Below are 24,781 nucleotides of genomic sequence, written 5' to 3' on the forward strand. Positions count from 1 at the left end.
TGGACGCCCCGGGCTCGACCTTCGCTTGGGGGCCGCCCTCCGGTTCCGCCCACCCGGAAGGAGAATAATGAGGCGATGACACCGCTCACAGGCTGGCCGCAGGGGCCGCGGGGACACGGAGTGCTGGGCAATCTGCCGGAGCTCAGGCGGGACGCAGTGGGCTTCCTCCGCCACAGCCGCGCCGCCTACGGGGACGTGTTCCGCCTGCGCTTCGGGCCGCGCGACGTCCTCGTGGTGGCCGAGCCGGGGGCGGCGCGCGAGGTGCTGGTGACCAAGGCGGGCCACTTCCGCAAGGGGCGCGGCATCCAGAAGATGGAGGATTTTCTGGGAAGCGGCCTCCTCACCGCCGAGGGCGAGGTGTGGCGGTCGCACCGCCGCCTGATGCAGCCCGCCTTCCACCGCGCGGCGCTGGAGGGGATGGCGGGGGACATCGCGCAGGCGACCCGGCCCCTGCTCGCCCGGCTGGGGGAGGCTTCGGGCCCGGGCGGCGAGGTGGACGTGGCCTCCGAGATGATGCACGTCACGCTGCGGGCGGTGGCGGCGGTGCTGTTCGGGGCGGCGCTGGAGGAGCGTGACCTGCGGGTGGTCGAGCGCGAACTGCCGCCCCTCCTGACGAGCACGACGAACCGCGTCCGGTCGCCCGTGGACTGGCGCCTGCCCACCCCGGCCCTGTGGCGCGAGCGGGCGGCGGCGCGGGCCCTCGACGCCGTGGTGCACCGCATCATCCGCGAGCGCCGGGCCTCGGGCGCCGCGGGGGACGACCTGCTGGGAATGCTTCTCTCGGCCCGCGACGAGGAGGGGGGAAGCGGCCTGAGCGACGCCGAGCTGCGCGACGAGGTGATGACCCTCTTCCTGGCCGGGCACGAGACCACCGCCACGCTGCTGACCTTCCTGTTCCTGGCGTTGTCCCGTCACCCGGGGGTCCGCGGGCGGGTGCAGGCCGAGGTGCGGGAAGTGTTGGGCGACCGCGCGCCCACCGCCGCCGACGCACGCACCCTGCCGCTCCTGAACGCGTGCCTTCAGGAGACGTTGCGCCTGTACCCGCCCGCGTGGCTGGTGCCCCGGCAGGCCACGGGGCCCGTCACGGTGGCGGGCGTGCCCCTTCCCGAGGGGACCAACGTCAGCGTCAATATCCTGTTGCTGCAACGGAACGCGCGCTACTGGTCCGAGCCCGACGCCTTCCGGCCCGAGCGGTGGCTGGGCGGCGGGCGCACGCCGGACGCCTTCATGCCCTTCGGGGCGGGCGCGCGGATGTGCATCGGCAACCACCTCGCCCTGATGGAGGCCACGATCATCGCCGCGCTCGTGCTGCGGGACTTCACCCTGGACGTGCCGGGCGGCGGCCCGGCGGGGCTGGTGGCGGGGGTCACCCTGAAACCGGACGGGCCCGTGGTGGCAGGCGTCTCCCCCGTTCCTCGCTGACCGGATGAAAGGACGGGCCGGTCCCTGCCGGGATCAGCCCCGAAGCTCCGCCCCGGTCTTGGCCCGCATCTCGTCGGGCGTCACGCCGGGGGCGAGTTCGACCAGTCTCAGCCCGTCCGGCGTCACGTCGAGCACGCCGAGGTCGGTGATGATGCGGTCCACCACCCCTTGCCCGGTCAGCGGCAGGGTGCACTCGCGCAAAATCTTGTGCGCGTCCCCCTTCGCCACGTGTTCCATCAGCACCACGACGCGCTGCACCCCCGCCACGAGGTCCATCGCCCCGCCCATGCCCTTGACCATCTTGCCGGGAATCATCCAGTTCGCCAGGTCGCCCGTTTCACTCACCTGCATCGCGCCCAGGATGGCGAGATTGACGTGCCCGCCGCGGATCATGGCAAACGAGTCGGCGCTGCTGAAAAAGCTCGCTCCCGGCAGCGCCGTCACCGTCTGCTTGCCCGCATTGATCAGGTCGGGGTCCACCTCGTCCTCGGTGGGAAAAGGGCCGATGCCGAGCAGCCCGTTTTCGGATTGCAACCACACGCTCACCCCTTCCGGGATGTGGTTGGCGACCAGGGTGGGCAGGCCGATGCCGAGGTTCACGTAGTAGCCGTCCCGCAATTCCTGCGCGGCCCGGCGGGCCATCTCATCTCGGGTCCAGGGCATCACAACCTCCAGAGACGCACAGTCTCCGACAAGAGAAACGCCTGGTACAGCTCCGTAGGAGAGGGGCCGCCCCCGAGGTTGAGGCCACCCATGTCAGACCTCCTCCCCGGTGGCGGCGGGCGTCGCCGGGGCCTCGACCTTGCGCACGGTGCGCTGTTCGATGCGCTTCTCGGGGTGCGGGTTCACGACCACCCGCTGCACGAAGATGCCGGGCGTGTCCACCTCGTCGGGGTCGAGTTCGCCGACTTCCACCACCACCTCGACCTCGGCGACGGTGACCTTGCCGCAGGTGGCCGCCATCGGGTTGAAGTTGCGCGCGGTCTTGCGGTAGACGAGGTTGCCCGCCCGGTCGGCCTTCCACGCCTTGACGAGACTCAGGTCCGCGACGATGCCGCGCTCCAGGATGTACGTCTCGCCGCCAAAGTCCTTGTGCTCCTTGCCCTCGGCGACGAGGGTGCCGACGCCCGTCTTCGTGTAGAAGCCGGGAATCCCGGCGCCGCCCGCGCGCATCCGTTCGGCCAGGGTGCCCTGCGGGGTGAATTCGAGTTCGAGTTCGCCGCTGAGGTACTGGCGCTCGAACTCCTTGTTCTCGCCGACGTACGACGAGATCATCTTGCGAATCTGGCGGGTCTGGAGCAGCAGGCCCAGGCCGAAATCGTCCACGCCCGCGTTGTTGCTCACGGCGGTCAGTTCGCGAACGCCGCTGTCACGCAGGGCGAGGATGAGCTGCTCGGGGATGCCGCACAGGCCGAAGCCGCCCACCGCGACCGTCTGGCCGTCTCGCACCACGTCCCGCAGCGCCCGCGCCGCGCTCGCATACACCTTGTTCATCGAGCCTCCACTGTAAGGCCAACCCCCGGCAATGTCCTCAAAAAGGCCTCCAGGTGACCGCGAAACGCCCCCGGGTCCTCCTGCGGAAAGCCGTGCCCGCGCCCCGGGAGGATGAGGGCCCCCCGCCCCAGCGCCGCCGCCTGCGCCCGCACCATCTCGGGGGTGACGAGGGGGTCGAGCTCCCCGCCGAGCACGAGGACGGGCAGCCCCCCGAGCCGCGCGGGGTCCACGCTCCACGCGGCGAGGGCGCGGGCGTTTCCGGCATAGTGCGTGTCCGCCATCCGCCCGCCGTCCTCCACCAGCCGCGCGAAGTTGGCGGGCCGGGCGGAGGGAAAGAGCGCCCCCAGGCTGACCTCGCGCAGGGCCGCGTTCGTCCGCAGGAGGTCGAGCACCGGGTAATTCTCCTCCGGCGTGACGAGCCCGGTGAGGGGGGCACTCGCCGCGAGGACCAGCCCGGAAAGGGACTCCGGCTCACGGGCGGCAACCTCCAGCGCGACCGCCCCGCCCAGGCTGTGCCCCAGCAGCACGGGCCGGGTGACCTCCCGCTCCCGCAGCCACCCGCTCAGCCAGTCCGCATACGCCCCGACGCCGACCTCGCCCACATGGGCGGTTCCGGCAAAGCCCGGCAGGTCGGGGGCGAGGGCGCGCCAACCCGCCGGGGGGTGGGTGCTCAGGTCCTCCCACCACGCCGCCGAGGCGAAGTTGCCGTGCAGGGCGACGAGGGTCCCTTCCGGCTCAGGCATGGGGCACGTCCCCGGCGCCGAGCGGTTCGGGCGGGAGCGGCACGAGGGGCAGGGTGTCCTCCAGCAGCCCGCGCAGCAGGGGGGCGAAGGGCGCCGTGTCCGCCACGCAGCCCAGGTGCCCGTGCGCCGAGTCGAACTCCAGGTGGGTGTGGGGCACGCCCGCCGCCCGGCTCGCCCCCGCGAAGGCGCGCATCTCATGGAAGGGAAAGAAGAGGTCACCCCGGATGTTCACGGTCAGGAGCCGCAGGCCCGCGTTCCGCCAGCGGGCGAAGAGGTCGGGGCGCGGGGCCACGTCGGAGAGGTCGTGCGTCTCCACCACCCGCGCAATGTCGAGGATGTGCGCGAGGCTCGCCGTTCCGGCCCGCGTTCTCAGGTACGCCTCGAAGTCGGCTTCCCGGAAGGTGCGCTCCAGGGCGTCAGCCCCCAGCCCGAAGAGGGAGATCAGCCGCAGCGCCCCGGTGAGTCCGCCGGAAGCGGCCACGTCGCGCAGCAGCGGCCCGAAGGCCCCGCGCAGCACCGGCCCCGCGCAGGGACTCGTCCCCACGGCGGCCACCCGGGGCGCGAGGTCCGGCGACCGGGCCGCCCACTGGAGGGCCTGCATCCCCCCGAAGCTGGGGCCGATCACCGCGTGCCACCGCTCCGCGCCGAGGTGGCGCAGCAGCGCGAGTTGCAGGGCGTGGAGGTCGGCGAAGGTCCAGGCCGGGAAGCGGGCCCCCCACGCGCCGCCCTGTGGGTGCCCGGTGTCCGGCCCGGTGGTCACCACCCGGGGGTCGAGGGCCTGGACGTTGGAGAGGGTGTTCATCGCCACCACGAAAAAGCGGTCCGTGTCCACCGCGCGCCCCGACCCGATCAGGGAATCCCACCAGCCGGACACCCCGTCCGCGCCCACCCCCGCCGCCTGGGACGTGCCCGTGTAGTAGTGGCACACGAGGACGGCGTTGTCCCGCGCCGCGCCCAGCCTTCCCCAGGTCTGCACGCCCAGCCGCACGGGCACCGCCTCACCCGCGAGCGGGGCCGTCACCTCCAGCGTGAATGCCCCCGGCGGCGCCCCGCCTTCCCGGCCCTCTTCGTCTTGTCGCATTACCGAAGAGGGTAGGCGGGGGGCGTTACGGGGCGGTCACAGGGACGCAGGCAGATGGCGGAAGGTCGAAGGCAGATGGCCCAGGATGGCCTTTGCTGGAGCCCCCGCCTTATTTCAGCCTTCTGCCTTCCTCCTTCTGCTGTAACGCCCGTGTGACGCCCCTCCCCTACACTCCGAGGCGAACATGAAAAAGATGCTTCTGACGGGCGTTCTGCTCGCGCTTTCCGGCGCGGGCGCGGTGAAGGTGGGCGTGCTGCTTCCCCTCTCGGGATCGGGCAGCGTCTCCGGGCAGGCGGCGAGGAACGGCTACCTCCTCGCGCTGGACGAGATCAACCGGGCGGGCGGCGTGCTCGGCAAGCCCCTGGAGCTGGAGTTCGCCGACGACGGCTCCTCGCCCGCCAAGGCCGTGCCCGAGTTCGTCAAGCTCGTGACCGTGGACAAGGTGGACTTTATGGCGGGGGGCGTGAGCAGCGCCACGAGCATCGCCATCAGCGGCCCGGCCAAGCAGTACGGCACCTTCATGGCCTGGATCGGCGCGGCGGCGGTGCCCGTCGAGGACGCCTTCGCGGACCACAAATATTTCTTCCACTACCACCCCTGGTCCTATTACAACTTCGAGGCGATCCTGGGCTACTTCAAGACGCTCAAGACGCAGAAGAAGGCGCGGAACATCGCCATCGCCTACGAGGACGGCCCCTTCGGCTCGGCGGGCATCAACGACACCGTGGCGGCCTTCAAGAAGGCGGGCTTCAACGTCGTGATGACCGAAAAGTTCAAGACGGGCAGCGGCAACTTCGGGCCGATCATCTCCAAGGCGAAGGCGGCCAGGCCCGACATCTTCTACTGGGTGGGCTACGACACCGACGCGCTGCCCCTCGCCACCGAGATCAAGCAGCAGAACCTGCAAGTCGGGCTGGTCTACGGCACGCCGCCCTCGTGGCCGGTGGGCTTCGAAAAAAACCAGCTTGCCGACAACATCGCGGGCCTGAGCCTGTGGCTCCCCTCCAGCCCGCAGGCCGAGAGCCGCAAGTTCGTCGCCGCCTACCGCAAGAAGTTCGGCAACGTGACCGAGGAATACTTCGCGCCCCTCGCCTACGTGAACCTTAAGACGCTCGCCGCCGCGATCAATGGGGCGGGGGGCACCGACAAGGACAAGGTGGCCGCCGCCCTCGCCGCGACGAACACGCCCACCCCCTTCGGCCCGCTGACCTTCTCCAAGAGCAACAAGACCCAGTACCAGGGCTTCAAGGCCGGAAACTGGCTGCACTTCCAGTTCCAGGGAGACAGCCGCGTGCCGGTCTACCCCATCAAGTTCGCGCAGAAGCCGATGGTGTGGAACAAGTAAACCCTCAGCGGTCAGCCGTCAGCCATCAGCCCGAGAAGGCCCACGCCTCCGCCCCCTAAGTTTTTGCTGAAAGCTGAGAGCTGACCGTCCCCCGAGCCGTCTCCCCCCGCGAGGCGGCTCACCACTTCAACGGAGCCTCCCCTATGGACCTCTTTTTCCAGACCCTCCTCAACGGCCTGCTGCAAAGCGGCATCTACGCGCTCGTCGCGTCGGGGCTGGCCCTGGCGGTGGGCGTGGTCGGGATCGTGAACTTCGCGCACGGCGAGTTCCTGATGCTGGGCGCATTTTTAACCTGGGGGCTGAGCACGTACCTGGGCGTCGATCCCCTCGTCTCCCTGCCGCTGGCCGCCGTCGCCGTCTTCGCGGTGGGCGCCCTGACCTACCGGGTGAGCATCCGGCACGTCCTGCTCGCTCCCGAACTCAACCAGATGCTCCTGACCTTCGGGCTGGGCATCCTGCTGCAAAACCTCGCGCTGATGCTGCTCGGCGGCAACACCCGCACGGTCACCACGGGATACCAGGGCAGCTCGATCAGCCTCGGGGAACTCAGCGTCGGCGGACCCAAGCTCATCGCGTTCGGATTCGCGGCGGCGATCCTGGCCGGGCTGTACGCGGTGCTCTACCGCACGACCCTGGGCCGCCAGATGCGGGCGGTGGCGCAAAACCGCCGGGGCTCGCAGCTCATCGGGATCGACGTGGACCGGGTGTACCTGATCGCCTTCGGGGTCTCGTGCGGGCTGGCGGCGGTGGCGGGCGTGCTCGTCGCCGTGCTGCTCTTCGCCTCACCGACGGTGGGGCTGGTGTTCGCCCTGAAAGCCTTTGCGATCATCGTCATGGCGGGGCTGGGCAACCTCACGGGCGTGCTGTGGGCGTCGGTGGTCCTCGGCGTGTCGGAGGCGCTGGTGCAGACCTACGTGCCGGGCGGCGGCGGGTGGAGCGACGCGGTGTTCTTCCTCCTCATCTTCGCCACGCTGGTCTTCCGTTCGTTCCGGGGCTCCAGGTGAGCCGGGCCGCCGAACTGCCGCGCACGGTCACGCGCAGGCCCGACTTCACCGGGCGGGCGCTCGTGCCGCTGGCCCTCTTTTTCCTGCTCGCGCTCGCCTTTCCCTTCCTGCCGCTGGGGGCGCGGGCGGAGTATTTGCTCCAGATCGCCTTTTTCACGGTCGTGGCGGGTGTGCTGGCGCTGTCGTGGGACATCCTCGCGCGCAGCGGGCAGGTCAGCCTCGCGCACGCCGCCTTCTACGGGCTGGGCGCCTACGGCTTCGCGCTGCTGGTCAAGGTGATGCCCTGGTTCCTGGCGATGCCCCTCGCGGCCCTGATCGCCGCCCTTCTCAGCCTGATCCTGGGTGCGGTGACCATGCGCCTGAGCGGGATGTACTTCGCCATCGCCACGCTCGCCTTCACGGAGGTCGTGCGGACGATCATTCAGAACCTGCCGGAGTCGGTGGCGGGAGGCGCGAACGGGCTGCTCGTTCCGGCGCTCCTCGGCGGCAATGCGCGGGCGCAGTACTTCCTGGCCGTTGCCGTCTTGCTCCTCACTGCCCTCGTGAGCCTCGCCGTGCGGTTTACCCGGCTGCACCACGCCTTCGCCGCGATCCGGCAGGGGGAGGAGACGGCGCGGGTGCTGGGCGTCAGCATCGTGCGGTACAAGCTGCTCGCCTTCTTCATCTCCTCGTTCCTGGCGGCGCTGGGCGGGGTCCTGTTCGCCGGGAAGACCTTTTTCATCAACCCGCTGGAGACCTTCAGCCTCGCCAACTCCATCGCGCCGCTCACGACGAGCATCTTCGGGGGGCTCTACACCACCCTCGGGCCGATCCTGGGGGCGACGGTGCTGCGGGTGGCCGAGGAAATCCTGCACAACTCCATCAAGAACGGCTACCTCGTCGTGTACGGCCTGGTGCTGATGCTCTCGATCCTGTGGCTGCCGCGCGGGCTGATGGGGCTGCTGAGGAAGGGCAAGCACGGGGGGGACCTGTGACCGCCGTGACGCCCAGTCAACCCGTCCTGCCCAGAACGGAGGTCGTGCTGCGGGCCGAGGGGCTCAGCAAGCGGTTCGGCGGGCTGCTCGCCGTGCAGGACGTGAGCTTCAGCCAGTACGCGGGCGAGATTCTGGCCGTGATCGGGCCGAACGGGGCGGGCAAGACGACGCTGCTGAACTTGCTCTCCGGGGTGTACCGGCCTACGAGCGGGCGGCTGCACCTCCTCGGGCGGGACGTGACGCAGGAGAGCATGGAGGCCCGCTGCCACGCCGGGCTGGGCCGCGCCTTCCAGATCGTGCGGCCCTTTCCCGAGATGACGGTTTACGAGAACGTGACGGTGGGGGCGCTCTTCGGCAAGCGGGGAATGCGACTGCCCGAGGCGCGCGAGCGGGCCTACGACCTGCTGGACCGCACCGGGCTCGCCGCGCACGCCGACAAGGCCGCGCACGAGCTCACCCTCCTTCAGGACAAGCGGCTGGAGGTGGCCCGCGCCCTCGCCACCCAGCCCCGCGTCCTGCTGCTCGACGAGGTGATGGCCGGCCTCCGCCCCGCCGAGGCGCAGGAGGCCGTCTCTCTCGTGCGGAGCGTGAGGGACAGCGGCATCAGCGTCCTCTTCATCGAACACATCATGCCCGTGGTGCGCGACCTCGCCGACCGGGTGGTCGTGATGGACCAGGGGCGGGTGCTGGCCCAGGGCACCTACCGCGAGGTGACGGCGAATCCGCAGGTCGTTGCCGCCTACCTGGGCACCGAGGAGGGACTCCACGCATGACGGCGACCCAAGCCAATCCAACGTCCTCTCGCACTCAGGGCCAGGAACTCGTGATCGAGAACCTCACTGCCGGGTACGGCAAGGTGCAGGTGCTGTGGGGGGTGAGCCTGCGGGTCGAGCCCGGCGAGTTCGTCGCCGTGATCGGGGCGAACGGGGCGGGCAAGACGACCACCCTGCGCGCGGTCAGCGGGGTGGTGAAACCGACCGGGGGTCGTATCCTCCTCGGCGGACAGGACATCACCCGCTCAGCGCCGAGCGGCATCGTCGGGCTGGGGCTGGGGCACGTCCCCGAGGGCCGCGAACTCTTCCCCCTGATGACCGTGCGCGAGAACCTGGAACTCGGGGCAGCGATGCGTGCCGAGGCCCGCGCCGCGCAGGCGCAGACGTTGGAACACGTCTACACCCTCTTTCCCCGGTTACGCGAACGGCAGGGGCAACTGGCGGGCACCCTTTCCGGTGGCGAGCAGCAGATGGTGGCGGTGGGCCGCGCGCTGATGGCCCGCCCGAGCGTCCTGGTGGTGGACGAGCCCTCCCTGGGCCTCTCGCCGCTGATGACCCAGACGGTCTTCGAGGCCTTGAAAGCCGTTAATCAGGAAGGCGTGAGCGTCTTGCTCGTCGAACAGAACGTGGGGCTGAGCCTCAAGCTCGCTGGCCGCGCCTATGTCCTGGAAAACGGGCAGGTGGTGAACACGGGGACGGGGGCGGCCCTGCTCGCCGATCCGAAGGTCAGGGAGGCGTACCTGGCGCTGTAGGGCACAGGCGAGGGGCGTGGGACGTGGTATTCCCGCGCCCTTTGCCGTGGCGGGTGTCTTCCTGCGTGCAGTCGGAGAGCGCCGGGGAAGGATAACCTCCGAGAGAAGACCTGGCAGCAGAGCGGCAGACTCTTCCCCGCGGAGCGTTCGACCCGTCCCTCCTCGCCCAAAAGGTGGTGCCATGAAACGACTCCTGCCCCTCGCCCTGCTGCTGCTCGCGGCCTGTGCCCCGAGGCAGACGGCCCACACACCGCGCCCGGACGCTGTGCCCTTTACCCGCTATGTGGCGGTGGGGGACAGCATCACCGCCGGATTTCAGTCGGGCGGGCTGACGGCGGAGTCGCAGCGGGCCGCCTACCCCCGGCTGCTGGGCGAGCGGGCGGGGCTGAACGTGCCCATGCCCGAGGTGCAGGACCCGGGCTGCCCTCCCCCGGTGGGCGTGACGGGGCAGAGAAACTGCGCCCTTCGCCAGCCGGGCGTCGTGTCCCCGGTGGTGGCCGTGCCCGGCGCGAAGGTGGGCGACGTTCTGCGCAGCACCGACACGCAGGTGACCGACCCCGACCCGCAACTGTACGACGCCGAACTCTACCGGGCGATCCTAGGCCCGAACACCACCCAGCTTCAGGCGGCGCTGGCGAGGAAGCCCCTCTTCGTCACCGTGTGGATCGGCAACAACGACGTGCTCCTGCCCACCCTGCGCGGGCGGCCCGACCAGTCCACGCCGCTGGAGAGCTTCCGCGCCGACTACACGGCATTGGTGGACCGGCTGCTGGCGGGGGGCGCCCGTTACCTCGTCGTGATGACGGTGCCCGACGTGACGCGGGTGCCCGCCCTGATCCCGGTGCGGCAACTGCGCCTCGCCGGGCTGGTGGACGACAGTTGCCGGGGGCAGGACGTGTACTTTGGGAGCATCGTCGTGGGCCGGGCCAGCCGGGAAAATCCTCTCTCCTGCACCTCCCCCGAGGCGCTGACCGCCGCCGAGTACGCGCAGTCGCAGCGGACCGTGGAGGGCTACAACGCCGCCATCCGCGAGACCGCCGCCGCCCGGGGCGTGCCCGTCTTCGACGTGACCCGGGTGCTGGGCACGCTGCCGGGGCGGCCCCTGATCCCCACGGCGTCGTCCCCCTTCGGGCGGTCGTTCAGCCTCGACGGCGTGCACCCGAGCAGCTTCGCGCACGAGCGGTTTGCCCGGGAACTGGCCGTGTTTATGAATCAGCAATTCGGGACGGATTTGGATACGCGGCCCTGAGGCTCGACCTCGTTTACTCCATGCCAGGTTCCCAGGCGTCCTCGACGGTGGGGACGACAGGTGAGAGGAAAGGATCAGGGTGGTCTACGAGTCGCCCTCGTGCCATCACCCTGACAGTGAAGTTATCGTCGCCCCGTTCCGAGTCGCGCCAGTACATCACCCCATATGAGCCGGGCGCCTCCGCCGCAACCGAGGCGAGCAGATCATCCAACTCTGGACCGTAAAACCCCCTGCGGTTGAGGTTGCCGTGGACGAACAGAAAGTACGTCCCGTTCATGGGCCGGACTTCTGCGGAGGCGGAGGATTCCCACCCCAGCCTCCTGATGCGCTCCCGAAGACGGACCACGATGCCCCACATCGCCTGATCGTCTTCCTCAGAGGTCGAATTTCGAAGGGCGAACCACCCGTGAAACTCGAACACCCCTACCCCCCCGTCAGGAAGCGCGCCGTCTCCCGGTACAACATCTCCACCGCGTCCAGCGAGTCGAAGGTGTGGCCCGCGCCGGGGATGGCGATGGCGTCGCAGCCGAGGGCCTGGGCGTAGCGGACCCCGAAGGCGGGCGGGCAGACCTGATCGGCGTCGCCGTGGAAGACGCGGGCCACGCCTCCCCAGCGGGCCGCCGCCTCCAGGGGCCTCAGGCGGGGCATCTCCAGCAGGAACTCGCGCCCGACGGGCCAGCCGCCGTAATCCAGAATCACGGGCGGGGCGTAGCCGCCGCGCAGGAGGGGCAGCCACAGCTCCGGGAGGGCGGGGGCCCACAGGGCGAGGCGGTGGGGCCGCACCCGCTCGGCGGCGAGGGCAGCGACGAGACCGCCCATCGAGAAGCCCAGCAGCATCACCCGCTCGGGGTCGAGCATCGGCAGCCCGCGCACGTAGTCGAAGGCCGCCTCCACGTCCTCAACCTCGCGGGCGACCGTCATCTCGCTGAATTCCCCCTCCGACTCGCCGCTTCCCCGGAAGTCGAAGCGCAGGGACGCCACGCCCCGGGCCGCAAGAAAGCGCGAGAGCAGCGGCAGCAGGCGGTGGTCGCCACCCCGGTTGCCGGTGAAGCCGTGGAGGATGACGGCGGAGGGCCACCCGGAGGCAGGCCGCTCGCCTTCGGGGACGTGGAGCATGCCGTAGACGCGCTGGGCGCCCACCTTGAACTGGGCGAACTGTTCCATGCCGGGATGATGGCAGAGGGTCGGGGGGAAGTGGCGCGCGTGAGAGGACGGGCACGGGAGGCCTAACCTCCGCTCAAAATGCTTCCGTCCCCTCCCGCCTACACTGCCCGGGAAGGAGGCGACATGACCGAGCCGCAACATGTGACCGATCCGCAGGAGGCCGCCCAACTGCTCGCCGAGAAGATCAAGGGGGTGCGCTTCGCCACGTTCACGACTGTCTCCCAGGACGGCAGCCTGCACGGCAGGCCGATGGCGACCCAGGAGGCCGAGTTCGACGGCGACCTGTGGTTTTTCACCTACCGGGACAGCCACAAGGTGACCGACATTCAGGCCAATCCGCAGGTCCACCTGGGCTACAACGACCCCGACAAGAACCTGTGGGTCGATGTGTCGGGCACCGCCGAGCAGGTGGACGACCGGGAAAAGATGCGGGACCTCTGGAAGCCGCCCCTCAAGGCCTTTTTTCCCGACGGCGTGGACGACCCCAACCTGACCCTGATCAAGATCACGCCGCAGCGGGCCGAATACTGGGACGGCCCGGCCAGCGGCATCGGCAAGGTCGTGGCTTTCGCCCGGACGCTCGCCAGCGGTGGCAAGACGCCCCCCGGCAAGGACGTAAAGCTGGACCTGGAGGGAAACGGTTGAGACCGAGAGGTCACCCGGACCAGGGTCGCGGTCGTCTTTCTCCTGGCGCCGTCTTTGAATCTTCCCGTGCTCAGCGTGCATCCGGTTACGCAGGAGCGAAACCTTGAGGCTCGGGGTGCGGATGGTATCCGAAGTCGGCGGTGTGGATTTTGCGGTTGGTTATGACGGCGCCCCTTCTTTCAAGGCTCGCCTGCGCCAAACCGGAACCCCCACCCTTCTGTGAGCTGGACAAACCTGATCCTCGCACCTCAGTCACGCGCGCTCCTCACGGGGCGCTTTCTTCGTGCCTCAGTGGGCTGAGCCCCGGCGGCCAAAAGCCACTCGGGCGCAAATCCCCTTCACGCCCCGGGCGTACCCTACCCGCATGCTCTCCCGACCCTCACGCATGACCCCGGCGGCCCGCGACCCGTCCTCCCCGCGCGTGAGACGTGACCCCCGGCAACTCGCGCGGCTGCTGGCCTTCGCGCGGCCCTACCGGGGCATCTTCGTCGTCGGGGTGCTGGCGACCCTGGTGTCGAGCGGCCTGAACCTGATCTTCCCGCTGCTGTTCGGGCGCCTGATCGACGCCTCCTTCCTGCGGGTGGGCAGCGCGGACACCGGGCCGCTCGACCGGACGGTGATCGCCCTCCTCGGCATCTTCGCCCTCTCGTCCCTCTTCGCGGCGGCGCAGTCGTACCTGCTCGCCCGGGTGGGGGCGGGGGTGGTGGCGGACCTGCGGCGGGCCCTCTTCTCCCACCTGCTCACGCTCTCGCCGCGCTTTTTCGCCGACCACAAGACCGGGGACCTCACCAGCCGCCTCACCGCCGACGTGGGCACGGTTCAGGCGGTGACAAGCACGGCCCTCGCGCAGCTCGCCGCCCAGACGGTCAGCCTCGTCGGGGCCGTCATCCTGCTCGTCACGACGAGCCCACGCCTGAGCCTCTTTACGCTCGCCGTGATTCCGCTCGTGATCGGAACGGCGGTCTTCATCGGGCGGCGGATCCGCCGGGTCAGCCGCGAGGTGCAAGACGCGGTGGCCGGGGCGAACGCGAGCGCCGAGGAGGCGATCAGCGGGGTGCGGGTGGTGCAGAGCTTCACGGCGGAGGACGTAGAGCGGGGGCGGTACGGGCGGGGCGTCCTCGCCAGCTTCCGCGCCGCGCTCAAGCGGGCCCGCCTCCAGGCGCTGATGGGCGGCACGATGAGCTTCCTGACCTTCGGGTCGCTCGCCGCGCTGCTGTGGTTCGGCGGGCGGCAGGTCATGGCGGGGGACCTCACGCCCGGCAACCTCGTCACCTTCCTGATCTACGCCCTCCAGGTCGGAGGCACGGTCGCCGCGCTGACGGGAATCTTCAACCAGTTCCAGGAGGCGCTGGGGGCCTCGGGCCGCATCTTCGAGCTGCTCGACGAGCGCAGCGACCTCCCCGCGCCCGCCTCTCCCCTTCCCCTCGCCCGCGCGCAGGGCCGCGTGACCTTCGACCGGGTGGGGTTTGGCTACGGGGACGCGCCCGTTTTACAGGACGTGAGCTTCGACGTGCCCGCCGGACAGGTCGTCGCGCTCGTGGGGCCCAGCGGGGCGGGCAAGACGACGCTGGTGAGCCTGATCCCGCGGTTCTGGGACGTGACGGCGGGCGAGTTGCGGGTGGACGGGCGGGACGTGCGGGAGTACGCGCTCGACGACCTGCGCGCCCAGGTGGGCCTCGTCCCCCAGGAGACGCTGCTCTTTTCGGGCTCGGTCGAGGAGAACATCCGCTACGGGCGCCCGGACGCGGGCCCGGGGGAGGTCGAGGCCGCCGCCCGCGCCGCGAACGCGCACGACTTCATCGCCGCCTTCCCGGACGGGTACGCCACGCTGGTCGGCGAGCGGGGGGTCAAGCTCAGCGGCGGGCAGCGCCAGCGGGTCGCCATCGCGCGCGCGCTGCTCAAAGACCCCCGCATCCTGATTCTCGACGAGGCGACGAGCGCGCTGGACAACGAGTCCGAGGCGCTGGTGCAGTCCGCGCTCGAACGGCTGATGCGGGGCCGCACCACCTTCGTGATCGCGCACCGGCTGAGCACCATTCGCACCGCCGACCGCATCCTGGTGATGGACGCGGGGGAGGTCGTGGCGGACGGCACCCACGCCGAGCTGATGGCGGTGGGCGGGCTGTACCGGGGGCTCTACGAACTCCAGTTCCGGCGCGAGCAGGAGGCGCGGGCGGAGCTGGCCTGACGCTAACGGTCGAGGACGCCCGCGTAGATGTCGTCGAGGGTGAGGGTGGTGCTCAGGCAGGGGAGGGCCACCTCTCCCGTGCCCGACAGCTCTCGGTCGGTCCAGCCCTCCGCCCGACGTTCGAGCGCGCGGACCAGACGCCGGGTCGGGTCCACCATCAGGTAGGTCCGGAGGCTGGGCAGACTGGTGTAGGCGAGCAGCTTGGTCGTCCGGTCGATAAAGCCCGTGCCCGCGCTGAGGACTTCCACGATGAGGCAGGGCTCACGGACACTCGTGGCCTCGCTGGTGATGGCCTCGCAGGTCACCACGACATCGGGGTAGAAGTAGGCCCGTTGCCCGGTTGGGGGAGTGGCGTAGACGCGCATGTCCGCCGAGAAGAGGCGGCAACCTTGGCGACGCGCGACGGGGGCCAGAGCGAGCGTGAGGCTCACGATCACCTCGCCATGCCCGGCACTCGCCCCCGCCTGAGCCAGCGTCGGCCCATGCAGCGGGTACACGTACCCCCCGAAGAACTCCCGTTTGACCGGGCTGTCCGGCTCCGTCCGCAGGTATTCCTCCTCGCTCATCTCCCAGAAGGTCGGCCCGGGGTCCGTCATGGCGGTATGGTACGCCCCATGCGACAGCGGGAGTTTGGAACCACGGGCCTGAGGGTCGGCGTCCTCGGCCTGGGCGCCGGGCAGGTGGGTGCCCAGGCGTTGCCCGAAGCGGAGGCGGAGCGGCTGCTTCACCGCGCCCTCGACCTCGGCGTCACCCTGATCGACACGGCGCGCGGCTACGGCCTGAGCGAGGAGCGGATCGGACGCCACCTCGCCCACCGGCGAGACGAGTTCGTCCTCAGCACCAAGGGCGGGTACGGGGTGGAGGGCGTGGAGGACTGGACGCCCGAGACCATTCGCCGGGGCATCGAGCGGGCCCTGCGAGTAATGCGCACCGACCGCATCGACATCTTCCACCTGCACTCCTGCCCCCTGGACACCCTGCGCCGGGACGACCTGCTCGCCGAACTGGGCCGGGCGCGGGAGGCGGGACTCATTCGCGTGGCGGCCTACAGCGGCGAGAACGAGGCGCTGGCGTGGGCGGCAGGATCGGGCCGCTTCGGCAGCCTCCAGACGAGCGTGAACGTCACCGACCAGTGGAGCCTCCACCACGTCCTGCCCGGCGCGGCGGCGCGCGGCCTGGGGTTGATCGCCAAACGCCCCATCGCCAACGCCGCGTGGCAGTTCACGGGGCGCCCGGTGGGCCAGTACGCCGAGGTGTACTGGGAGCGGTTGCAGACGTTGCGGCTTGACCCCGGCGACCTCGACTGGAACGAGTTCGCCCTGCGCTTCTCCGCCTTCGCCCCGGGGGTGAGCAGCGCCATTGTCGGCACCGCGCGGGTGGAAAACCTGGAGAGGAACGCGGCAGCCTTGGAGAAAGGACCGCTGCCCGCCGAGATGTTGGAGCGAATCGAGGCGGCGTGGAACGAGCACGGGCAGGGGTGGGGCGGGGAGGTATAAGGGCTACTCGTCGATCAGACCGAGGTAGAGAAACGTCGCAAACCCTCGCCATGTAGGCTGGTCAAGCAAGTCCGTTCCTTCCTCTCGGTCGACGGTCGCGGCCAGGGCGGCTTCGAGAAACGCCTCAGTTCGGGTGTTGATTTCCCGCCCTCCCCTATCCTGGCCCACCTCTTCGAGCAGAGCGGCCACGAACGCGAGAAACGTCGTACGGTCGTGAACAGCTTCCAAGGCGCTGGGCGAAGTCATTCCTATCCTCTCCAAAAGAACGCGCCCACCTCCTCCCCGGAAGTAGGCGCCCGCCTTATCTCCTCCCTCAGTCCATCGCGTTTGCCAGCACGGGCTGGGGCTGCCAGGCGTTCGCGCCGATGGAGCGCAGGCGCTCGGCCAGGCGCTCGTAGCCGCGGTTGAGGTACTGCACCCCGTCGATCACCGTCTCGCCCTCGGTGGTGAGCGCGGCGATGAAGAGGGCGGCCCCGGCGCGCAGGTCGGCGGCCTTGACGGGCGCGGCGTGCAGCTCGCCGCCTTGAATCACCTGCGTGTAGCCGCTGACGGTGATGTTCGCGCCCATGCGCTGCAACTCGGCCACGTGGGTCAGGCGGTCCGGGTACACCGGGTCTTGCACGACGCTCGTGCCGGGAACGGTGGCGAGCAGGGCGCTCATCTGCGGCTGCACGTCGGTGGGGAAGCCGGGGAAGCTCTGGGTCGTGATGTTGACGGGCCGCAGCTCGCGGTCACGGGCGTCCACGATCAACCGGTCCTGGCTTTCCAGGATGTCCACGCCCATCTCGCCGAGCTTGGCACTCACCGCGCGCAGGTGATCGGGCCGCACGTTCGTCAGGGTCAGGCGGCTGCGGGTGGCGGCGGCGGCGATCATGAAGGTGCCCGCCTCGATGCGGTCGGGGATGATCTTGTATTCCCCACCGCGCAGCGCCGGGACGCCGCGGATGGTGAGCGTGTTCGTGCCCGCCCCCTCGATCTGCGCGCCGAGGCTGTTGAGAAAATTGATCAGGTCCACCACGTCGGTGTCGATGCTGGCGTTTTCCAGCGTCACCACGCCGTCCCCCAGGACCGAGGCCAGGATGGCGTTGTGCGTGCCCCCCACCGTCAGCAGCTCGAAGAGAAAGGTGCCGCCCAGGCTGCCGCGCCGCGCCGCCGAGAAGTTGCCGCCGTCCTCGCTGATCTCGGCGCCCAGGGCCCGCAGCGCCTTGACATGCTGATCGACCGGGCGCGGCCCCCACGCGCAGCCCCCCGGCATACTCACGGTCGCCTCGCCGGCCCGCGCCAGAATCGCTCCCAGAATGATGAAGCTCGCGCGCATCTTGGAGACGAGGCTGTAGGGCGCGACGGTGCTGACGATCTCAGGCGTGTGCAGGGTCAGGCTGTGCGGCCCCACCCAGGCGTGCCGGGCGCCGACGTGGTGCGCGAGGTCGAGGATGGTGTAGACGTCGCTCAGGCGCGCGACGCCATGCAGGGTGACGGGTTCGCTGCTCAGGAGGCTCGCCACGATAATCGGCAGCGCCGCGTTCTTGCTGGGCTGAATGGCGACGTCGCCGGAAAGCGTCCGGCCTCCTCGGAGGTGCAGCGGGGTCAGGTGCATGGCGGTCCTTTCGGTCGCGCGCGTGGCGCGGGGGGGTGGCATGAAGGGGACCCGGGCGCACTCCGCCTGGGCAGAGTGCATGTTACACATGATGCTCACTGTACGTCTACGCAGAACCATACGTCCGCTTAACCCTGACACGATGTGGCGCGCGTGAGGCGAGGGGCCGGGGGTACTCATCCGAGCGACATGAGGCAGATGTTGTGGGTACTCATGGCCCGTGCTACGCTGCCCGGGAGACCAAGCCGCCACGCTGACAGGGAGAGGGATGCCCAAAAAGGAACGCAAACGCTTGCAGGTGGTGATCAGCGAGGAGCAAGACGCCCTGCTCACCCGCACGGCGTACGAGCTGTCGAGCCCCGAGCGTCTCATCAGCAAGAGCGAGGTCGTCCGGCTCGCCATCGAGAAGATCGCCCGCGAACTCGGCGAGGGCGAACACATCGACGAGTACCGCGCCCTCCTCGACGACTCCCCCGAAGAGGACGAGGCCTAGAACAGACGGGACCGCGGGCCCGCGCCCGTGGGTCGGCCCTCGCGCTAGCGGCCCGCGGCGTACGTGGTGGGCGACAGCACGCGCCGGGCGCCGACGAGCCGGGGAGCCCAGTAGCGGTCGGAGAGGAGGCGGTCCACGACGACCTGCCCGCGGTACGAGTTGGCGTTCACGAACTCGTCCTCGCCGAGGTAGATGCCGACGTGGGTGACGGCCCCGCGCCCCTCGGTGTCGAAGAAAACGAGGTCGCCGGGTTGCAGCTCCCCGGGAGAGACCGGCTCGCCCACCTGGGCCTGATCGGCGCTGCGCCGCGGCAGGCTCAACCCCAGCGGCGCGAAGACCTGAAGCACCAGCCCGCTGCAATCGAGCCCGGTTGGGGTCGTGCCCCCGTACACGTAGGGCACCCCCAGGAGCGCCAGGGCCGCCCCGCGCCAGTCGCCCGGCGGAGGCACGGCCACGGCGTCGGCGGGCAGGGGTTCGGGGACGAGCACGTCGGGCGCCGGGGCCACCGGGACGGCGGGGAGCGGCGGGGCGACGGGCACAGGAGCCTGAACCGCCACCACGGGGGCCGGAACGCCGGGCCCCGGCGCGGGCACCAGGAGAACCTGCCCGGCCCGCAGCACCGTGTCGGTGGGCAGGGTGTTCGCGGCGAGCAGGACGTCTACGCTCACGCCGAAGCGGCGGGCGAGGGAATAGAGCGTCTCGCCCGGCTGCACGGTGTACGGCGGGACCTCCCGCACGCGCAGCACCTGCCCGGCGCGCAGCTCGGGACCGCTCAGGCCGTTCAGGGCGAGCAGGACCTCGACGCTCAGGCCGTGGGCGCGGGCCAGCCCAAAGGCGGTGTCCCCGGGCTGCACGGTGACGGTCAGGGGCGCCTCACCGGGAGCCGAGGCGGCGGGCGGCAGGGGTCCGGCCCCCGCGGTCGTGATCGCTGCTCCCGCCCAGGAGGCGAGGGTGAGCAGGGTCAGCGGGAGCAGGCATCGGGCAGACATGGACATGCACAGGACTCGCAGGGCGCGGAAGACACACGGGCGGGACCGTCCGGCACCACCGTCCGGCGCCGGAGTCAGGAACGCCTCACATGAGAGGCCCCCCAAAAGAATCGAAACATCGGCACCGTAACATGGTCACACTCGACTTGCCAACCCCCGCCGAGGGCGTTCCTGTGGAGTTTTCGACTTTTTAGCGGTGTCTTCGGGCGTGCTGTGAGGTGACCCGCGCCGTCCTGACTCTTGACAGGGGCCGACATTCCCAGGTCCCCTCTCTGCCACACGGAGGGGCGCCGACTCTCTGCGGCGGGTCGAAGGCCGCCCCCTTCCAATGAGGAGAGCCCCGTTAAAGGAAGGGGACGAGACCCACTGGCCTCAGGCGGGCGGGGGGTGCGCCTCGCTCCGCCGGGACGGGGCGCCGTCTGGACCAGCCTCTCATCGCCCATTGGCGTTTCCATCATGGGGGGCGAACTTCGACGGGGCACACTCCCCCGCGCCTATCCTGGGGGGGTGTTCGCGCGTGCCTCCGCGTGGCGTGCCCGGACCTTCAGCGCGCTGCGCCACCCCCACTACCGCCGCTACTGGTTGTCGCAACTGCTCTCGCTCGTGGGGTCGTGGATGCAGGCGACCGCGCAGCAGTACCTCGTGCTCGAACTCTCGGGGGGCAGCAGCGCGGCGCTGGGATACGTGACGGTCGCGCAGTTCTTGCCCAGCCTGCTGCTTTCTCTCTTCGCGGGGGCGGTGATCGACCGGGTGCCCAGGCGGCGGGTCCTGATCACCACCCAGCTCGTGCTCCTCTCGACGGCGACGGCGCTCGCGGTGACCACCCACCTGGGGGTCGTCTCGCTGGGGCTGGTGATGGTGCTTGCCTTCGTGAGCGGCACCGCGAACGCCTTCGACATGCCCGCCCGGCAGAGCATGGTGGTGGACTTCGTGCCCCGGGGCGACGTGCCCAACGCGGTGGCCCTCAACAGCCTGTCGTTCAACGTGTCGCGCACCATTGGGCAGGCCCTCTTCGGGGTGGTCGCGGCACTCGGGGTGAGCCTGCTCGCGGGCGGTGATCCGGACCGGCTCTCGCGGCTGGCGCTGCCTTTTTACCTCAACGTGGGGTCCTTTTTCGCGGTGCTGTTCGTGCTCGCCACGCTCCCCTTCCCGCCGCGCGAGATCGGCCAGCACGGCAGCGTGGCCGACGACGTGCGCGAGGGGCTGCGCTACGTGCGGGCCACCCCCGCCGTGCGGAACGTGATGCTGCTCGTGGGGCTGCTGAGCCTCACCGTCATCAACTTCAACGTGATCATTCCCTACTACGCGCGGGTGGTGTTCGGGGCGCGGGAGGCGGCCTTCGGGACCCTCAGCGCCGCCTTCGGGGTGGGGGCGATGGCGGGGGCGCTGTGGCAGGCGAGCAAGCCCAACCCGGCGCGCAACCTGCGGGTCGGCGCCGTCATCCTGCTCGCCTCGGCGGTGGCGCTCGCCTTCACGCCGGGACCCGCCCTCGCCGCGCCCGTGCTCGCGGCGTGCGGCTTCGGGATGCTCACGCTGCTCGTCAGCGCGAACAGCACCGTGCAGCTCACGATCCCGGATCACCTGCGCGGGCGGGTGATGAGCCTGTACTCCTTCGTGCTGGTGGGGATGGGCCCGCCCGGCGCCCTGCTCGCCAGCACCCTGATTGGCCGGGAGGGCCCGCTGGGGCCGCGCTGGGGGCTGGTGACCCTCAGCGCCCTCGGCGGGGTGGCGCTGCTCGCCCTGTGGGGGCGGCTGCCGCGCCGGATCACGCCGCCCGCCGCCGCGGCGGACCCCCCCGGCGTTCCCGCCGACTGAGCGCGGGCGGGGGCCGAGCACGGCTGTTATGCTGCGGGCATGAGTGTGGACCGCCACCAACTGATGCTGACCTGGGCCCTGGTGATCGTCGCCGTGGGCGCCGCCATCGGCATCGGCACGACTGCCGCCCTGCTCGCCCGCAAGGACCGCCCCCTGCCGGACGACCCGGACGCGCCGCTGTTTATCTAGCTTTCAGGCGTCAGCAAGATCCTTTTGCTGAAAACTGACTCCCGACGGCTCCCTTCAAAACGGCCACACCCGCGGAATCACCAGCATCGCCACGGCGAAGGTCACGACCGTCAGGCCCAGGCCGACCCGCACGAAGTCCAGAAAGCGGTAGCGGCCCGGCCCGTAGACGAGCATGCAGGAGGGTTCCAGGGGCGTAATGAAGGAGTTGCTCGCGGCGATGGTGATGCCGATAACAAAGGGCCGGGGGTCGTGGCCGAGCGCCTGGGCGGTGCCGATGGCGAGGGGCAGCATGACGAGGGCGGCGGCCTGGTTGCTCATGGGCTGGGTGAGGGCCACCGTCACCGCGAAGAGGGCGGCGAGCAGGCCGTAGGGACCGAGCGGCGCGAGCAGCCCTGAGATCGCGCCTGTGAGCACCCGGGCCGCCCCGGTGTCCTGAAAGGCGGTGCCGAAGGCGAGCATGCAGGCGACGAGGACGATGACGGGCCACTCGACGGCGCGGTACGCCTCCTCGGGGGTGACGAGCCGCAGCGCGAAAGCGAGGGCGACCGCGAGCAGCACCGCCACGCTCAGGGGCAGCAGCCCCAGGCCGCCGCCGAGCACCGCCCCGCCGAAGAGCAGCAGGGCGAGGGGGGCCTTGCGCAGGTCGCGCTGCGCTTCGGTCAGGTCGCCGAGGACCGTGAGGTGGTCGCCGAGGGCCGCGACCCGCTCGGCGGGGCCCTGAATCATGAGCACGTCCCCGACCCCCACGCGCACCCTGGCGAGGCGCTCGATGGTGCGGGCGCGGCGGTGCAGGGCGAGGACGGAAAGGCCGTAGCGCTCCCGGAAGCGCGACTCGCGCAGGGTCCGCCCGGTGAGGGGGCTGCCGGGCATCACGACCGCCTCGACGAGGCGCACGGGCACGGCCCCCTCGACCTGGAGCTTTTGCTCGCTCTTGCTGAAGACCCCCAGGGTGCCCTTGCCCGTCAGGATGCGGTGGGGCGGGCCCTCCACGGCGAGGGTGTCGCCCTCCTCGATGCGGAAGTCGGGGCCGGGCGCGTAGTGGGTCTCGCCCCCCCGGCGCACGGCCACGACGGTCAGGCCGTGGTCGCGGCCCAGGCCGGTCTCGCGCAGGGTCTGCCCCGCGAGCAGGCTGCCGGGCGCCACCGTCAGGTCGGCGAGGTAGGCGCGCAGGGACTCTTCGAGCGCGGCGTCCCGGGCGGGCAGCAGCCGGGGCGCCACGAAGAAGAGGTAGAGCAGCCCGGCTGCGGCGACGGGCACCCCCACCCACGCCAGCTCGAAAAAGCCCAGCGGCCTGAGCCCGGTGGCGGGGAGCGCCCCGGAGATCACGAGGTTGGTGCTCGTGCCGATCACGGTGATCGTCCCCCCCAGGATGCTGGCAAAGGCCAGGGGCATCAGCACCCGGCTCGGCGCGACCCCCGCCCGCCGCGCCAGCCCCGCGACCACGGGCAGGAAGACGGCGGTCGTGGCGGTGTTGCTCGTGAAGGCACTCACGCCCGCCACCGCGCCGAGCATCCCCCGGATCATGCCCCCCGCGTTCCGGGCGCGGCGGCTCAGGGCCACGCCCACCCACTCGATCACGCCCGCGCGGAGCAGCACCCGCGTCAGGGTGAACAGTCCCGCGAGCGTGATCACGGTGTCGCTTCCGAAGCCCGCAAAGGCCTCCCTGGGGGTCAGGAGCCCGAGCACGAGCAGCGAGCCCAGCAGCAGCAGGGCGGTCACGTCCACGGGCAGCCACTCGGTGGCGAAGAGCACGAGCGCGAGGGCGAACAAGATGAGCAGGATCGTCACGGGGTCCATAGGTCTCCGGGGCTGGAAAAAAGCGTGCCGCGCGCCCGGCCAACGGGGGGGCCAGCGGGGCGCCGTGCGGGGAGGCCCGTGTCCTCCTCCCGGACTATGCCCCACCGGGGGGAGGCCCGTGCATGTGAACGGCCCGCGCGACCCTTAAAGCACGTTCCTCAGGGCCGGGGCGGGCCCGCCGCGAGCCGGGTCAGCGCCTGCGTGAGCACGGCGACCGCGCGGTCGTACTCGCGCAGGTCGAGGTGTTCGTGGGGGGTGTGGTCCAGGGCGCTGTCCCCCGGCCCGTAGGCGACGGTGGGCACCGGCCAGGCCCGCGCCACCACGTTCATGTCGCTCGTGCCGGTCTTGACCTTGAAGACGGGCGTGCCCCCCTGCGCGCGGATGGCGACCCGCAGCGCGCGGGTGAGGGCGTTGTCCCGGGGATGCCGCACGGCGGGCTCGTGCCCCGTAAAGGTGAGCGTCGCGCTTCCGGGCCCGGGCAGGTCGACGAGGAGCCCGCGAATGGCCTCCTCGGCGGCCCCCGGCGACACACGGGGGGGCAGGCGCAGCCCGAAGGTCCCCTCGGCGACCTGGGCGAGGCCGTCGCTGCCCGCCCGGAGGTCCTGGATGGTCGCCTGCACGGCGTCGAAGACCCCCTCTCCCCCCTCCCCGGCGGCCCACCCGCGCACCCGGAACCACGCCTCCGTGAGGTCGTCGGCGGCGCTCGTGCCCTCGCCCGCGGTGTGGAAGTTGTCCTTGCGCACCCGCACCCGGACCACCAGGCGCCCCTTGTACCCCAGCGTCAGCCCCGCCCAGCCGCTCGGCTCGCCGATGAGCACGAGGTCCGGGCGGTCGCGCCCCAGGACGTGGCGCGCACCCCGGCTGCTCGGCGCCTCCTCCTCGGTCGCGCCGACGCACACGAAGCGGGCCCCGGCGAGCGCCTCCTGCGGCAGGGCCGCCACCGCCGCCACGAAGGCGCAGAAACTCCCCTTGGCGTCCACGCTGCCGCGCCCGTGGAGCACGTCCCCCTCCACCCGCACCGGGATGTCCCCCGGCACCGTGTCGATGTGCCCCAAAAGCATCACGGTAAGGGGCCCCTCGCCGCGTTCGCCCACGGCGTTGCCCGCCGCGTCCACGTGCGCCTCGAAGCCGTGGGCGGCCATCCAGCCCGTCAGGAAGGCCGCCACCTCCGCCTCCTCTCCGGACGGGGAGGGGATGGACACCGCCCCGGCGACGAGGGTGCGGGCGCTCCCGGCCCGGTCAGGCATCCGGGTCGCGGGCGGCGCCCTCCGGGTCTGCCGTTCCCTCGCCGACCCCGACCGCCACGGCCCGCGCGAGGGCCACGACGAGTTCGGTGACCTCCGCGAAGGCGAGCAGGGCCAGGGCCCCCACCCCCCCGACGATCAGGGTCCACAGGCCCGTCAGGCGCGGGCCCTCGGCGAACTGGAAGGCGGCCAGCCCGAGCGCCGCGAGCCCCAGCACCGCCGCGAGCAGGCGCAGGCGGCCCACCCAGCCCAGCACGCCCTCGGCCCGCGCGTCCAGCCCCAAGAGCCCGCCGCGCGCCAGCATCCGCCGGGTGCGGGTCACCACCG

26 protein-coding genes are annotated in these 24,781 nt (G+C 70.9%); 13 read left to right on the forward strand and 13 right to left on the reverse strand.

Going from position 1 to position 24,781, the window contains the following annotated elements; genetic code table 11:
• Positions 1-75 precede the first annotated feature (75 nt).
• On the forward strand, positions 76-1,422 hold the full coding sequence (locus A7B18_RS11010; RefSeq protein ID WP_102126745.1) for a cytochrome P450: 1,347 nt from the start codon (positions 76-78) through the stop codon (positions 1,420-1,422).
• Between the two features lie 33 nt (positions 1,423-1,455).
• On the opposite strand, the gene A7B18_RS11015 is transcribed toward A7B18_RS11010, so the two are convergent.
• The 4 genes from A7B18_RS11015 to A7B18_RS11030 all read right to left on the reverse strand — a co-directional run bounded on the left by A7B18_RS11015 (position 1,456) and on the right by A7B18_RS11030 (position 4,740).
• On the reverse strand, positions 1,456-2,085 hold the full coding sequence (locus A7B18_RS11015) for a CoA transferase subunit B (protein WP_102126746.1): 630 nt from the start codon (positions 2,083-2,085) through the stop codon (positions 1,456-1,458).
• A gap of 93 nt (positions 2,086-2,178) precedes the next feature.
• The gene (locus A7B18_RS11020) at positions 2,179-2,916 is read right to left on the reverse strand and encodes a CoA transferase subunit A (RefSeq protein WP_102126747.1); all 738 of its coding nucleotides are present in this window, start codon (positions 2,914-2,916) and stop codon (positions 2,179-2,181) included.
• Positions 2,913-3,659 (reverse strand): alpha/beta fold hydrolase, encoded by a 747-nt coding sequence (locus A7B18_RS11025; protein ID WP_102126748.1) that lies wholly within the window; start codon positions 3,657-3,659, stop codon positions 2,913-2,915. Before A7B18_RS11025 ends, A7B18_RS11020 begins: the two co-directional genes overlap by 4 nt.
• The gene (locus A7B18_RS11030; RefSeq protein ID WP_102126749.1) at positions 3,652-4,740 is read right to left on the reverse strand and encodes an alpha/beta fold hydrolase; all 1,089 of its coding nucleotides are present in this window, start codon (positions 4,738-4,740) and stop codon (positions 3,652-3,654) included. The genes A7B18_RS11025 and A7B18_RS11030 overlap by 8 nt, the downstream gene beginning before the upstream one ends.
• Before the next feature lie 184 nt (positions 4,741-4,924).
• Here A7B18_RS11030 and A7B18_RS11035 point away from each other — a divergent pair, with 184 nt between their 5' ends.
• From A7B18_RS11035 to A7B18_RS11060, 6 genes are all read left to right on the forward strand, one after another.
• Positions 4,925-6,085: an ABC transporter substrate-binding protein gene (locus A7B18_RS11035; protein ID WP_102126750.1), complete on the forward strand. Its 1,161-nt coding sequence runs from the start codon at positions 4,925-4,927 to the stop codon at positions 6,083-6,085.
• A 143-nt stretch (positions 6,086-6,228) separates the two neighbouring features.
• Complete coding sequence (locus A7B18_RS11040) at positions 6,229-7,089, forward strand: branched-chain amino acid ABC transporter permease (RefSeq protein ID WP_102126751.1); 861 nt, start codon at positions 6,229-6,231, stop codon at positions 7,087-7,089.
• On the forward strand, positions 7,086-8,063 hold the full coding sequence (locus A7B18_RS11045) for a branched-chain amino acid ABC transporter permease (protein WP_245872834.1): 978 nt from the start codon (positions 7,086-7,088) through the stop codon (positions 8,061-8,063). Before A7B18_RS11040 ends, A7B18_RS11045 begins: the two co-directional genes overlap by 4 nt.
• Complete coding sequence (locus tag A7B18_RS11050) at positions 8,060-8,836, forward strand: ABC transporter ATP-binding protein (RefSeq protein WP_245872835.1); 777 nt, start codon at positions 8,060-8,062, stop codon at positions 8,834-8,836. Before A7B18_RS11045 ends, A7B18_RS11050 begins: the two co-directional genes overlap by 4 nt.
• Positions 8,833-9,588, forward strand: coding sequence for an ABC transporter ATP-binding protein (locus A7B18_RS11055; RefSeq protein WP_102126752.1), 756 nt, complete (start codon positions 8,833-8,835; stop codon positions 9,586-9,588). Before A7B18_RS11050 ends, A7B18_RS11055 begins: the two co-directional genes overlap by 4 nt.
• Before the next feature lie 181 nt (positions 9,589-9,769).
• Entirely contained in the window at positions 9,770-10,837 is a 1,068-nt protein-coding gene (locus A7B18_RS11060; RefSeq protein WP_102126753.1) for a GDSL-type esterase/lipase family protein, read from the forward strand.
• A gap of 13 nt (positions 10,838-10,850) precedes the next feature.
• Here the strand turns inward: A7B18_RS11060 and A7B18_RS21955 are convergent, their stop codons facing one another.
• Together A7B18_RS21955 and A7B18_RS11070 are read right to left on the reverse strand one after the other, a co-directional pair.
• Positions 10,851-11,258 (reverse strand): Imm7 family immunity protein, encoded by a 408-nt coding sequence (locus A7B18_RS21955; protein WP_180970110.1) that lies wholly within the window; start codon positions 11,256-11,258, stop codon positions 10,851-10,853.
• 2 nt (positions 11,259-11,260) lie between these two features.
• Complete coding sequence (locus A7B18_RS11070) at positions 11,261-12,001, reverse strand: alpha/beta hydrolase (RefSeq protein ID WP_102126754.1); 741 nt, start codon at positions 11,999-12,001, stop codon at positions 11,261-11,263.
• Between the two features lie 123 nt (positions 12,002-12,124).
• Here A7B18_RS11070 and A7B18_RS11075 point away from each other — a divergent pair, with 123 nt between their 5' ends.
• Both A7B18_RS11075 and A7B18_RS11080 read left to right on the forward strand, forming a co-directional pair.
• Positions 12,125-12,646: a pyridoxamine 5'-phosphate oxidase family protein gene (locus tag A7B18_RS11075; RefSeq protein WP_102126755.1), complete on the forward strand. Its 522-nt coding sequence runs from the start codon at positions 12,125-12,127 to the stop codon at positions 12,644-12,646.
• 364 nt (positions 12,647-13,010) lie between these two features.
• Complete coding sequence (locus A7B18_RS11080) at positions 13,011-14,834, forward strand: ABC transporter ATP-binding protein (RefSeq protein WP_180970111.1); 1,824 nt, start codon at positions 13,011-13,013, stop codon at positions 14,832-14,834.
• Between the two features lie 2 nt (positions 14,835-14,836).
• Here the strand turns inward: A7B18_RS11080 and A7B18_RS11085 are convergent, their stop codons facing one another.
• Entirely contained in the window at positions 14,837-15,430 is a 594-nt protein-coding gene (locus A7B18_RS11085; protein WP_102126757.1) for a Uma2 family endonuclease, read from the reverse strand.
• A gap of 18 nt (positions 15,431-15,448) precedes the next feature.
• On the opposite strand from A7B18_RS11085, the gene A7B18_RS11090 reads away from it, so the two are divergent.
• On the forward strand, positions 15,449-16,330 hold the full coding sequence (locus tag A7B18_RS11090) for an aldo/keto reductase (RefSeq protein ID WP_245872836.1): 882 nt from the start codon (positions 15,449-15,451) through the stop codon (positions 16,328-16,330).
• A 3-nt stretch (positions 16,331-16,333) separates the two neighbouring features.
• Here the strand turns inward: A7B18_RS11090 and A7B18_RS11095 are convergent, their stop codons facing one another.
• Positions 16,334-16,576, reverse strand: coding sequence for a hypothetical protein (locus A7B18_RS11095; protein WP_102126759.1), 243 nt, complete (start codon positions 16,574-16,576; stop codon positions 16,334-16,336).
• 67 nt (positions 16,577-16,643) lie between these two features.
• On the reverse strand, positions 16,644-17,927 hold the full coding sequence (gene murA / locus A7B18_RS11100; RefSeq protein ID WP_102126760.1) for a UDP-N-acetylglucosamine 1-carboxyvinyltransferase: 1,284 nt from the start codon (positions 17,925-17,927) through the stop codon (positions 16,644-16,646).
• A gap of 268 nt (positions 17,928-18,195) precedes the next feature.
• On the opposite strand from murA, the gene A7B18_RS11105 reads away from it, so the two are divergent.
• Positions 18,196-18,420, forward strand: coding sequence for a transcriptional regulator (locus A7B18_RS11105; RefSeq protein ID WP_102126761.1), 225 nt, complete (start codon positions 18,196-18,198; stop codon positions 18,418-18,420).
• A gap of 44 nt (positions 18,421-18,464) precedes the next feature.
• On the opposite strand, the gene A7B18_RS11110 is transcribed toward A7B18_RS11105, so the two are convergent.
• On the reverse strand, positions 18,465-19,409 hold the full coding sequence (locus A7B18_RS11110; protein WP_245872837.1) for a C40 family peptidase: 945 nt from the start codon (positions 19,407-19,409) through the stop codon (positions 18,465-18,467).
• 507 nt (positions 19,410-19,916) lie between these two features.
• Between A7B18_RS11110 and A7B18_RS11115 the strand changes: the two genes are divergently transcribed.
• On the forward strand, positions 19,917-21,224 hold the full coding sequence (locus A7B18_RS11115; RefSeq protein WP_180970112.1) for an MFS transporter: 1,308 nt from the start codon (positions 19,917-19,919) through the stop codon (positions 21,222-21,224).
• A gap of 39 nt (positions 21,225-21,263) precedes the next feature.
• Entirely contained in the window at positions 21,264-21,413 is a 150-nt protein-coding gene (locus A7B18_RS21960) for a hypothetical protein (protein WP_180970113.1), read from the forward strand.
• Positions 21,414-21,467: 54 nt separating this feature from the next.
• Here A7B18_RS21960 and A7B18_RS11120 read toward each other — a convergent pair whose 3' ends face one another.
• The 3 genes from A7B18_RS11120 to A7B18_RS21965 all read right to left on the reverse strand — a co-directional run.
• Positions 21,468-23,210 carry an SLC13 family permease gene (locus A7B18_RS11120; RefSeq protein ID WP_102126764.1) on the reverse strand — a complete coding sequence of 581 codons (1,743 nt, stop codon included), beginning with the start codon at positions 23,208-23,210 and terminating at the stop codon, positions 21,468-21,470.
• Positions 23,211-23,368: 158 nt separating this feature from the next.
• Complete coding sequence (locus A7B18_RS11125; RefSeq protein WP_102126765.1) at positions 23,369-24,457, reverse strand: [LysW]-lysine hydrolase; 1,089 nt, start codon at positions 24,455-24,457, stop codon at positions 23,369-23,371.
• On the reverse strand, positions 24,450-24,781 hold a 332-nt coding region (locus A7B18_RS21965), incomplete at its 5' end, for a hypothetical protein (protein ID WP_219722118.1). The genes A7B18_RS21965 and A7B18_RS11125, both read right to left, overlap by 8 nt.

This window comes from Deinococcus planocerae, from assembly GCF_002869765.1.
Lineage (GTDB): Bacteria > Deinococcota > Deinococci > Deinococcales > Deinococcaceae > Deinococcus > Deinococcus planocerae.